The sequence below is a fragment of the Tepidimonas sp. genome, assembly GCF_036824975.1.
Taxonomy (GTDB): domain Bacteria; phylum Pseudomonadota; class Gammaproteobacteria; order Burkholderiales; family Burkholderiaceae_C; genus Tepidimonas.
Genome location: NZ_DAISZC010000012.1, coordinates 1 through 10,883 on the forward strand (window position 1 = coordinate 1; position 10,883 = coordinate 10,883).

The 10,883-nt window shown below is 69.0% G+C and carries 7 protein-coding genes; 3 read left to right on the forward strand and 4 right to left on the reverse strand.

The genetic code is table 11. The features are described 5' to 3' along the window. Together V7Z54_RS02625 and V7Z54_RS02630 are read right to left on the reverse strand one after the other, a co-directional pair. On the reverse strand, window positions 1-750 hold a 750-nt coding region (locus tag V7Z54_RS02625; protein ID WP_334134151.1), incomplete at its 3' end, for an alpha-E domain-containing protein. 50 nt (window positions 751-800) lie between these two features. After that, window positions 801-2,255, reverse strand: coding sequence for a circularly permuted type 2 ATP-grasp protein (locus V7Z54_RS02630; protein WP_334134153.1), 1,455 nt, complete (start codon window positions 2,253-2,255; stop codon window positions 801-803). A 121-nt stretch (window positions 2,256-2,376) separates the two neighbouring features. Here V7Z54_RS02630 and V7Z54_RS02635 point away from each other — a divergent pair, with 121 nt between their 5' ends. Then, window positions 2,377-4,257 carry a phosphodiesterase gene (locus tag V7Z54_RS02635; protein WP_334134155.1) on the forward strand — a complete coding sequence of 627 codons (1,881 nt, stop codon included), beginning with the start codon at window positions 2,377-2,379 and terminating at the stop codon, window positions 4,255-4,257. Here the strand turns inward: V7Z54_RS02635 and V7Z54_RS02640 are convergent. Then, window positions 4,161-6,617: a DNA internalization-related competence protein ComEC/Rec2 gene (locus V7Z54_RS02640; protein ID WP_334134156.1), complete on the reverse strand. Its 2,457-nt coding sequence runs from the start codon at window positions 6,615-6,617 to the stop codon at window positions 4,161-4,163. The genes V7Z54_RS02635 and V7Z54_RS02640 overlap by 97 nt on opposite strands. Window positions 6,618-6,780: 163 nt before the next feature. Here V7Z54_RS02640 and V7Z54_RS02645 point away from each other — a divergent pair, with 163 nt between their 5' ends. Together V7Z54_RS02645 and V7Z54_RS02650 are read left to right on the forward strand one after the other, a co-directional pair. Beyond that, the gene (locus V7Z54_RS02645) at window positions 6,781-7,818 is read left to right on the forward strand and encodes a transglutaminase family protein (RefSeq protein ID WP_334134157.1); all 1,038 of its coding nucleotides are present in this window, start codon (window positions 6,781-6,783) and stop codon (window positions 7,816-7,818) included. Further along, window positions 7,815-8,285, forward strand: coding sequence for a RidA family protein (locus tag V7Z54_RS02650; protein ID WP_334134158.1), 471 nt, complete (start codon window positions 7,815-7,817; stop codon window positions 8,283-8,285). Before V7Z54_RS02645 ends, V7Z54_RS02650 begins: the two co-directional genes overlap by 4 nt. Before the next feature lie 9 nt (window positions 8,286-8,294). Here the strand turns inward: V7Z54_RS02650 and parC are convergent, their stop codons facing one another. After that, window positions 8,295-10,694, reverse strand: a complete 2,400-nt coding sequence (gene parC, locus V7Z54_RS02655; RefSeq protein ID WP_334134159.1) for a DNA topoisomerase IV subunit A — start codon at window positions 10,692-10,694, stop codon at window positions 8,295-8,297. Window positions 10,695-10,883: the final 189 nt, after the last annotated feature.

A 10,883-nucleotide genomic window follows, 5' to 3' on the forward strand; every position in this document is an offset into this window, starting at 1 on the left:
GCAGGCAGCCAGACTGCGCGGCATGTCGGCGCGCAGGATCAGCAACTCCGCCACCCGCTCTGGCGTGATGCCGCTGCGGTATACCTTGCGGTAGATCTCGAACGCACTGACACTGCGCAAGATGCTGCTCCAGTGGTAGAAGTCGCGGGTCGCCTCGGCGCTGTGGGTACCGGCCACCGCCTCACCGGCGGCGGGTGCGCCGTGAAATTTCACATCCAGCATCCGCGCCGTGTTGTCGGCCCGTTCCAAAAAGGTGCCCAAGCGCAAGAAGTGGAACGCCTCGTCCTGCAGCATGGTGCCGTAGGCCACACCGCGCGAGACGTGCGAGCGAAACTTCACCCACTCGAAAAAACCGCCCGGGTCGCGCTCGAACTCACCGGCTTTCAGCAGCCGCTGCAGCTCCAGCCAGGTCTGGTTGTGCGCCTCCCACAGTTCGGTGGTCAGCACGCCGCGAACCGCGCGGGCGTTTTCGCGCGCCGCGCGCAGGCAGCTGGCGATGCTGGAGGGGTTGAGCTCGTCGCGCACCATGAAGTGCAGCACGTCGCGCGCGCTGACCGCGCCGTATGCGGCGGTGTAAGCCGGCATCAGTTCGCTGATGCGCAGCAGTCCCTCCCAGTCGCGGCGGGCACCGTCGTCGGTCTGAGGCAGCAGCGCCGTCTGTACGTGCACATCCAGCATACGGGCGGTGTTTTCGGCGCGCTCGGTGTAGCGCGCCATCCAAAACAGGTGATCGGCGGTGCGGGACAGCATGCGGTTCTCCGGTGAATCGGCGCGGCGGGCGGGTCGGTCCATTCGCCGCCTCAGGGCTCCAGCACCCACGTATCCTTGGTGCCCCCACCCTGCGACGAGTTGACGACCAGCGAGCCCTCGCGCAAGGCCACCCGGGTCAGTCCACCGGGGACCACCTTCACCGTCCGACCCGACAGCACGAACGGCCGCAAGTCGATGTGCCGCGGCGCGACACCCTGTTCGACGTACGTTGGGCAGGTGGACAGCGACAGCGTCGGCTGGGCGATGTACTGCTCCGGTTGGGCGCGCAGGGCGGCCGCAAAGCGCTCGCGCTCGGCGCGTGAGGCCATGGGCCCAATCAGCATCCCGTAGCCGCCGGCGCCATGCACCTCCTTGACCACCAGTTCATCCAGATGGGCGATGATGTACGCCAAGTCGCGCGGATCGCGCCCGGCGTAGGTCGGCACATTGGACAGGATCGCCGTCTCGCCCAGGTAGAACTCGATCATCTTTGGCACGTAGGGGTAGATGGACTTATCGTCAGCCACCCCAGTACCAATGGCGTTGCACAGCGTCACGTGGCCGCGCCGGTAGGCATCCAGCAGTCCCGCACAACCCAGCACCGAGTCCGCCCGGAAGGCCAGGGGATCGAGGAAATCGTCGTCGATGCGCCGATAAATCACATCCACTCGCTGTGGCCCACGCGTGGTGCGCATGTACACGTAGCCGTCGCGGGTAAACAGATCCTGCCCTTCGACCAGCTCCACACCCATCTGCTGGGCCAAAAAAGCGTGTTCGAAGTATGCGCTGTTGTAGATACCGGGCGTCAGTACCACCACAGTCGGCTCGGCAGCATGGGGCGGCGCCACCGAGCGCAGCGTCTGCAGCAGCAGGTCCGGATAGTGTGCCACCGGCGCAACGCGGTGATCTCGGAACAGCTCTGGAAATAGCCGCATCATCATGCTGCGGTCTTCCAGCATGTAGCTCACGCCGGAGGGCACGCGCAGGTTGTCCTCCAGCACGTAAAACTCGCCCTCTTCTGGTGCGCCCGGCTTGGGTGCACGCACGATATCGATGCCGGCGACGTGGGCGTAAACATCCCCCGGCACCGCCAATCCCTGCATTTCGGCCCGGTACTGCGCGTTGTGCCGCACCGCCTCGGCCGGCACCACCCCGGCACGCAGGATCTCCTGTCCGTGGTAGATATCGTGAATGAAGCGGTTGAGCGCCGTCACCCGCTGCACCAGTCCGCGCTGCAGCAGCTGCCATTCGTGCGCCGGGATGATGCGCGGAATCACGTCGAACGGGATCAGGCGCTCGGTGCCAGCACCCTCCTCATCCTTGTCCCCGTAGACAGCAAAGGTGATACCGACACGGCGAAACAGCAGCTCCGCTTGGCTGCGCCGCGCAGCCATGTTTTCGGGGGGTTGTTCGGCCAGCCAGCGCGCGTACGCCGCATAGTGCGGGCGCACACGGCCATCGGCGGCCGTCATTTCATCGTATCCGGGGCGGGGCGTGACATCCATGCCGGCATCGTAGCAAGGCGCGGGCCAGCATGGGCCACCGCAGCGTCCGCACCGGCACCATGCGCCCGGCCCGTACGATCTGTCACACAGTGGTCATCACGCCGGTGCATCATGCAGCGTGATGTTGCTGCCGGAGCCCTTCATCCTCACCATGCCCAACACCGCCCGGGGAACCGATCCGCACAGCGTCCGCGGTTTGATCGCCGGTGACGGGCTGCGCATGCATCTGCAGCCCATCATCGAACTGGCGTCGCAGCGCGTCTTCGGCCACGAGGCGCTGGTGCGCACCCGGGCCGACTGTGCCTGGCGCACCCCCGAGCAGCTGTTTGCTGCCGCCGCGCGCGAGGGCTGCACGCTGGAGCTGGAGCTGGCGTGTGTGCGCACTGCGCTGGGCGTGCGCCAGCAGGAGACGGTGCATGGGTTGCTGTTCATCAACGTCAGCGCCACGGCCCTGGTGCAGCGCGCGCTGGACACAGCCTCCCAAGGTTGGCAGGGCGCGCGCCAGGCCCAAACGATGCCGCTGGCGGGGGTGGTGCTGGAGCTGACCGAGCATGAGCGGGTGCATGATTTGGACGCCCTGCAGCAGGCGTTGGCGCTGTGGCGCGGCGCCGGGGCGGCGCTGGCGCTGGATGATTTCGGCGACGGCCGCTCCAGCTTGCGTCTGTGGTCAGAGCTGCGCCCGGAGTATGTCAAGATCGACAAGTACTTCACCCAGCAGGTGCACGAAAACGGGCACAAACTGCAGACGCTGCGTGCCCTGCAGCACCTGGCCGACACGTTTGGTGCCCAGCTCGTCGCCGAAGGCGTGGAGCATGCCGATGAGTTGCGCGTACTGCGTGACATGGGCATACCGCTGGCGCAGGGCTACCTGTTCGGCCGCCCCGAACCGGCTGCCGTGCACGAATTGCCGCCGCCCGCGCTGGCCGTGCTGCGCGAGCGCGAGATCGCCGTGCTGCCCGAAGGACACCGGGTCGTCAACCGCTCGCTGACCGCGCGCACCCTGTTGATCACCGCGCCGGCCCTGACCCCGCGCCACACCAATGAAGATGCGCTAGAGCTGTTCCGCCGCCATCCCCACCTCAACGCCGTGGCCATCGTGGACGGCGAGCGGGCGGTGGGGCTGCTGGCGCGGCGCACATTGCAGGAACAGGCCATGCACCGCTACTTCCGCGAGCTGCGCGGCCGCAACCCCTGCCTGACGCTGGCCAACCGGCAACCACTGTGCGTGGAGGTGCATACCCCCATCGAGCACCTGACCGAGGTGCTGACCTCGGCCGACCAGACCTACCTGCGCGATGGCTTCATCCTCACCGACCACGGACGCTACGTGGGGCTGGGCACGGGCGAGCAACTGGTGCGTCGCGTGACGGAGGCGCGCATCGAGGCCGCGCGCCACGCCAATCCACTGACGTCGCTGCCGGGTAATGTGCCGCTCACGCTGCACATCGAGCGGCTGCTCCAAAACGGGGAGCCGTTTACCGCCTGCTATGCCGACCTGAACCACTTCAAGGCGTTCAACGACCACTACGGCTACTGGCGAGGCGATGAAATGATCCGACTGCAAGCGCGCTGCCTGAGCGCCGCCTGCGACCCACGGCGGGATTTCATCGGCCACGTCGGCGGCGACGACTTCGTGCTGCTGATGCAGTCGCCCGACTGGGAGCAGCGTTTGCTGACCGCCGTGCACAGCTTCAATGAGCAGGCCCGCGCGCTGTACGACGAAGCCGCGCGTGCCGCCGGTGGCATCATGGCCGAAGACCGGCATGGCACCCTGCGCTTTCATCCACTGACGACGGTCAGCATTGGCGTGCTGCGCGTGCAGCCCGGTCATTATCGGACCGCCGAACAGGTGGCCAGCGCCGCGGCCCATGCCAAGCACCAGGCCAAGCTGAACAGCTGTGGCCTTTACCGGCTCGACAGCACCCCGGCCTCGACCGTCCCGTCGGCGTCGGGCGCGGCCGACGACCCTGTACTCGATACGGCTGCCGGAGCGCGCCAGTAACGCCGCAACCGTGCGCGCTCGCAGGTCAGCGTAGCCGGGGCGTCGCTGCGCCAGCTGACGGCACCGCAGGCGGCCGTGTTGGCCCATGGAATATCGCGCGCCTGCACGCGCTCGATGACCTGCCGGTGCGGGTGCCCGTAGCGGTTGCGCCAGCCGGCCTGAAACACCACGGCCGCAGGCTGGGTGGCGTCCAGCCAGGCAGCGCTGGTGGAGGTGCGGCTGCCGTGGTGGCCAGCCACCAGCAGCCCGGCGCGAACGTTCGGCTGCGTCTGCAGGATCAGGTGCTCCTCCTCCTGCCGCGCATCACCCATCAGCCACACCGACTGCCGGCCCTTCCCCACCCCCAGTACGCACGAGCGGGCGTTATCGCCACCGCCATCCGGCGGCTCCCACTGTGGCGAGGGCGGATGGACGAAGGCAAAGCGCACGCCGTCCCACTCCCACTCGATGCCGGCCACGCAGCGCTGCACCGCCACGGGCACCCGGTCGCCGGGGTCGAACGAGGCCCACCACACGGCCCGCGGGGCCGCCCTTGCCAGCGTACCCATGCCACCGGCGTGGTCGATGTCGTCGTGACTGATCACCACCGCGTCGATGGTCGCGCCCAAAGCGCGCAACCACGGCAGCAGCACCCGCTCGGCAGCGTCAGAGCGCCCCTGCGGCGGTCCACTGTCGAACATCAGCACATGGCGCGCGGTGCGCACGATGACGGCGCTGCCCTGCCCCACATCGGGCAGCAGCACTTCGAAGACGCCGGGGGCCGGTGCCGGGGCTTGGTACGCCAGCGCCGGCCACAGCAGCACCACACCCCACAGCCGGGTGCGCCACGGCAGCCGCCACACCAGCAGCAGTGCGCCCACGCCCGCGGCCACCGCCAACAGCCAGGGAACGGCAGGGCGCGTCCACACGGCAGCGGGCCACGTCGCCATCGCCTGCAGCAGGCCCAGCAGCGGCTGCGCCAGCAGCGCTGCGGCCTCCCACAGCGGCGCCCACACCAGGCCCAACAGAGCCACTGGCGTCAGCACCCCGGTCACCCAGGGCACCGCGATCAGATTGGCCAGCAGCCCCACCAGCGACACCTGCCCGAACCACCACAGGGTCAACGGCGCCAGCGCCAATGTCACCATCCACTGCGTGCGCCACAGGTTCAAGACAGCCACGCGCAGCCGTGTCCCCACGCCGCCCTGCGCCAGCGATAACGCCTCGTGGTTGAACAGCACCGCCACCGCTACGAAGCTCAACCAGAATCCAGGCTGCAGTGGAGCCCACGGATCAATTAGCACAGCCGCCGCCAACGCCGCCAGCCACGTCACGCCCCACGGCCAGCGCCGGCCGCTAATCCCGGTGAAAACAAATAGCGCCAGCATCACCACCGTGCGCTGCGCGGGCAGGCCCCAGCCCGCGAACAGCGCGTAGGCGGTGGCCAGCAGCACCCCACCCGCCCCGGCGACCCATGGCCGCGGCCAGCGCAGCGCCAGCGTTGGCCAGCGCTGCGCAGCCCCGCGCCACCCCCATCCCACCAGGGCCACGGCCAGGTAGGCGAACAGCGTCACGTGCAGCCCGGAAATCGCCACCAGATGCGCCACGCCGGTGGCGCGAATCGCGTCCCAGTCCCGCGGGTCAATGGCCCCCTGTTCACCTGTGACCAGCGCGATCACCAACCCGGCCGCGCTGCCGTATTCATGCAGCCGTACACGCATCGCATCGCGCACGGCGGTGCGGGCCCGCTCCACGGGATGGCGCCACCACGCATCGTCCACCCGTTGCGGCGGCGCTGCGCGCGCCGTGATGACCACCTGCCCCAGCGCCACCACCCCCTCGCGCCACCACCACGCCTCGGCGTCAAAGCCATACGGATTGGCCGCACCGCGCGGAGGATGCAACCGCACCGTACTGCGCCACACCTGCCCGGGGCGCAGCTCCGGGGGTGCGGCGCCGGCACCGTTGCCCCCAAACCGCCAGCTCAACCGCACCGGCAGCGCCACCGCATGCTCGGCGCCGTCGGGTGTATACACATGCAGCAGCGTCGCGTCGAATACAGCGGCTCGGCCCTCGATGCGCGGCAGGCGAGTGATGCGCCAGTCGGCCTGCAGCGCCTGCCCGGTGGCCACCGGCAGCCGCCGCTCAGCCTGCAGCGCCACCGCCCGCAAGCCCACGCTGGCAAACGCCAGCACCGCCACGACGGGCACCAGACCCCACACCAGCCGCCCCGGCCAGCCACGCCGCTGCCCAGCCACCCAAAGCAGCAGCCCGACGCCGGCCGCCATCATGGCCAGCAGCGCGTAGACCCGCAGCGGCCACAGATGCGGCTGCACCAGCTGAACCGCACTACCCAGCACCCAGCCCAAGCACACGGGCACCACGGCCCGTCGTACCCCGGTGCTGAACGCCCCGCTGCCGTCGTTTTCGTGTCCTCCCCTAAGCATCACTGGTCCGTCTGATCCGTTGCCGTTGCTCGGCATTATGGACACCAATGCCGGGCAGCCGTTGGGCGATACTGCGCATCCGCGCGGGAGCGTGCCCATGCTGTTGTGCATTCGCCACCATACCCACTACCGCTATGAACATCCGGTGCGGCGTTCGCAGCACCTGGCGCGCCTGCGCCCGCGCCAGGGCGATGGTCAAACGCTGCGCAACTGGCACCTGACCATCGCGCCTGAGCCAGACTGGCGCAGCGACGACACCGATTGCTGGGGCAACCCCTGCACCCGCTTCGATTTCGAGCGGGCGCACGATACCCTGGACGTGTGGGCGGACGCGGTGGTACACACCACGCGCCCCATCGATGTCGGTGACGCGGACGTCCCTTGGACCGACGTGCGCGCCGCCATCCCCCACTTCCCGCAGGCCGCGCGTAGGGATCCATCGGTGCCGCGGCGCTCGTTGGCCGCCTGGGTGCAGGCTTCGCCACACATCCCGCTACAGGCGCTGCGGGATGCGGAGCTGCGCTCCCTGGCCCGCGAGTGCTTTGCCCCAGACGGTGGCTGGCTGCACGGTTGCCGTGCGCTGGCCCAGCGGCTGCATCGGGAGTGGATGTACGCGCCCGGCAGCACAAAGGTGGACACCCCGGTCCTGGACGTATTGGCGCGACGGCGCGGGGTTTGTCAGGATTTCGCGCACCTGATGATCGCGGCGCTGCGCGCGCTCGGCCTGCCCGCGCAGTACGTCAGCGGCTACCTGCTGACCCATCCCCCCGCCGGACAGCGGCGCGCCGTTGGTGCCGACGCCTCGCATGGCTGGGTGGCCGTGCCTTGGCAAGATGGCTGGTATCACCTCGACCCCACCAACGCATGCTGGGGGCTGCAGCGCCCCAGCGAAGGACACGTGATCCTGGCCGTCGGACGCGACTATGCGGATGTGGCGCCCCTGGGTGGCGTGCTCCATGGCGGAGGGCAGCACACGCCCGTGGTGCAGGTTACCGTGGCCGCGCCGGAGGAGTGGACGGCCCTCGGCCTGCCCCCGCTGCGGCCCGCCGATAGACCGCTGGCCGACTCGCCGTCCGCCGCCATGGCGCCCACTACAATGGCGCATATCCCCTTCTTCGATGGTCGCCCGTCATGAGCGTTTACGATCGTCTGCAGTCGCTTGGTATCACACTGCCACCCGTGGCCACCCCGGCCGCAGCCTATGTGCCCTTCGTGCGCAGTGGGTCTCTGGTCTTCCTCAGCGGCCACATTGCCAAACGCGACGGCCAGCCGTGGGTGGGACAGCTGGGCCTGACCATGACGACCGCCGAAGGACAGGCGGCGGCGCGCGCCGTTGCCGTCGATCTGCTGGGTACGCTGCAAGCCGCGTGCCGCGACGCAGGCACCAGTCTCGACGGCGTGCGGCGCATCGTCAAGGTGCTCAGTTTGGTCAATTCCACCCCCAGCTACACCGAACAGCACCTGGTCACCAACGGCTGTTCAGAGCTGCTGGTGCAGGTGTTCGGGCCCGCGGTGGGCGCCCACGCCCGCAGCGCCTTCGGTGTGGCCCAGCTGCCGCTGGGCGCCTGCGTCGAAATCGAGCTGATTGCCGAACTCGGCTAAGGCCCGGCCTCAGTCGCTGCGCAGCACGCGCACCGGCTTGAAGCCGAATGCGCCGTCGCGGCCCTTGCGGCCGCGTGCACCGGCCGCGCGCTCCAAGCTGCGCGCTTGCAACACCTCCGCACGCGGTTTGCCACCACGACCGGTACCCGTGATGAGCACACCGCGCGTGTAGGCGGCCGCCCCAGCCAGCGTATCCCCCGCCTCCAGCTTGAGCAGCATCACGCCACGCCCACCGTTGGGCAGCGTCTTCACCTCATCCAGCGCAAAGGTCAGGATGCGCCCGGCGCTGCTGACCGCGCACACCCGCCATGGCAAAGCCGCCTCGGATGTCACGGGCTCCAACGTCACCACACCATCTGCCGTCGCCAGCTGCAGGCGCCCAGCGCCATCGATCGGGCTGGGCAGGCATGGGGTCTCTCGGTCGTCCAACGTCAGAAACGACTTGCCGCCTTTGAGCCGCGTCACCATGTCGGCCACACTGGCCACGAACCCGTAGCCGCCACTGCCGCTGAGCAGCCAGCGCGACGCCGTCGGCCCGGCCAGGTAGTGCAGCAGCTGGGTGCCCGGCTCCAGTTCGATGAGGGCGGTAATGGGCTGCCCATCACCACGCGCCCCGGGCAGATTCGTCACCGGCACACTGTAGACACGCCCGTTGCTGCCCAGCACGATCAGCGTATCCACGGTGCGGCACTCGAACGCGCCATAGAGCCCATCGCCAGCCTTGAAGGTAAAGGCGCTGGCGTCGTGCCCGTGCCCGCTGCGCGCCCGCACCCAGCCCTTGGCCGACACCACCACCGTCACCGGCTCATCGATCACCCGGATCTCGGCCACGGCGCGTCGCTCCGCCTGGATCAGGGTGCGGCGCGCGTCGCCAAAGGTGTGCGCATCGGCCTCGATTTCGGCGATCATCAGCTGCCGCAGGCTGGCCGGGTTGCGTAGCACGTCCTCCAGCCGCCCCTGTTCGGCACGCAGCTCGGCGAGCTCCTGCTCGATGCGGATGGCCTCCAGCCGCGCCAGCTGCCGCAGGCGAATTTCCAGAATATCTTCGGCCTGCCGCTCGGTAAGACCGAAGCGCTGCATCAGCGCGGCCTTGGGCTCGTCGCTGGCGCGGATGATGGCGATCACCTCGTCGATGTGCAGCAGCACCAGCTGCCGCCCCTCCAACAGGTGGATGCGCTCGAGCGTGCGCTGCAAGCGCCGCTCGCAGCGGCGCAGCACGGTGCGGCGGCGAAACTCCACCCATTCCTCCAGGATCGTGCGCAGCGGCTTGCACACCGGCCGACCATCCAGCCCGACCACCGTCAGGTTGACCGGCACCGACGTCTCCAGGCTGGTGTGCGCCAGCAGCTGGGCCAGCAGTTCCTCGGGCTGCAGGCGGCTGCTGCGCGGCTCGAACACCAAACGCACCGGCGCGTCCTTGCTGGCTTCGTCGCGCACCCCATCCAGCACCGCCAGCACACTGGCCTTGAGCTGCAGCTGCTCTTGGGTCAGCGCCTTTTTGCCCGCCCGGACCTTGGGGTTGGTGAGTTCTTCGATCTCCTGCAACACCTGCTGCGCGCTGACCCCCGGCGGCAGTTCGGTAACCACCAGCTGCCACTGCCCGCGCGCCAGCTCCTCGATGGTCCAGCGCGCGCGCACCTTCAGGCTGCCGCGCCCACTGCGGTAGGCCTCGCGGATGTCGGCCGCCGAGCTGATGATCTGGCCTCCGCCCGGATAGTCGGGTCCGGGCAGCAGCGACCACAGCGTCTCGTCGTCCAGGGCGGGGTCGCGGATCAACGCCACGCACGCGGCCGCCACCTCGCGCAGGTTGTGGCTGGGAATCTCGGTGGCCATGCCGACCGCGATGCCACTGGCCCCATTGAGCAGCACGAAAGGCAAGCGCGCGGGCAGCTGCCGCGGCTCGACGGTGGAGCCATCATAGTTCGGCACATAGTCCACCGTGCCTTCGTCGATCTCATCCAGCAGCAAGGTGCTGATGCGCGCCAGCCGGGCCTCGGTGTAGCGCATGGCGGCGGCACCGTCGCCGTCGCGGCTGCCAAAGTTGCCTTGCCCGTCGATCAGCGGATAGCGCTGCGCAAAGTCCTGCGCCAGGCGCACCAGCGCATCGTAGGCGGCCTGATCGCCATGGGGATGAAAGCGGCCCAGCACGTCCCCCACCACGCGGGCACTCTTGACCGGCTTGGCCGGTGTGGTGCCCCCCGGGCCGCCGAAACCCAGCCCCATGCGTTGCATCGCATACACAATGCGCCGCTGCACCGGCTTGAGACCGTCGCAGACATCGGGCAGCGCCCGCCCCTTGACCACACTGAGCGCATACTCCAGATACGCGCGTTGCGCATACGCCGCCAGACCGTCATCTTCCGGCGCGGCCAGCCGGGGCCGTGCCCTATCCATCGTATCCGTGCTCATGACCCAATTGTCCCAGACTGGACGCGGTCGAGGCGCCGCGGCGACTGCATCTCGGGTGCTATCCTCAGCGCCACATCATGAACACACCCTTGCCGCCCGGCGACCAAGTCCCTCCCAAACGCCGCGGGCTGATCCGCCTGTGGCACGCCGCGCGCTACTCGCTGGCCGGCCTGCGCGCAGGGCTGGGTG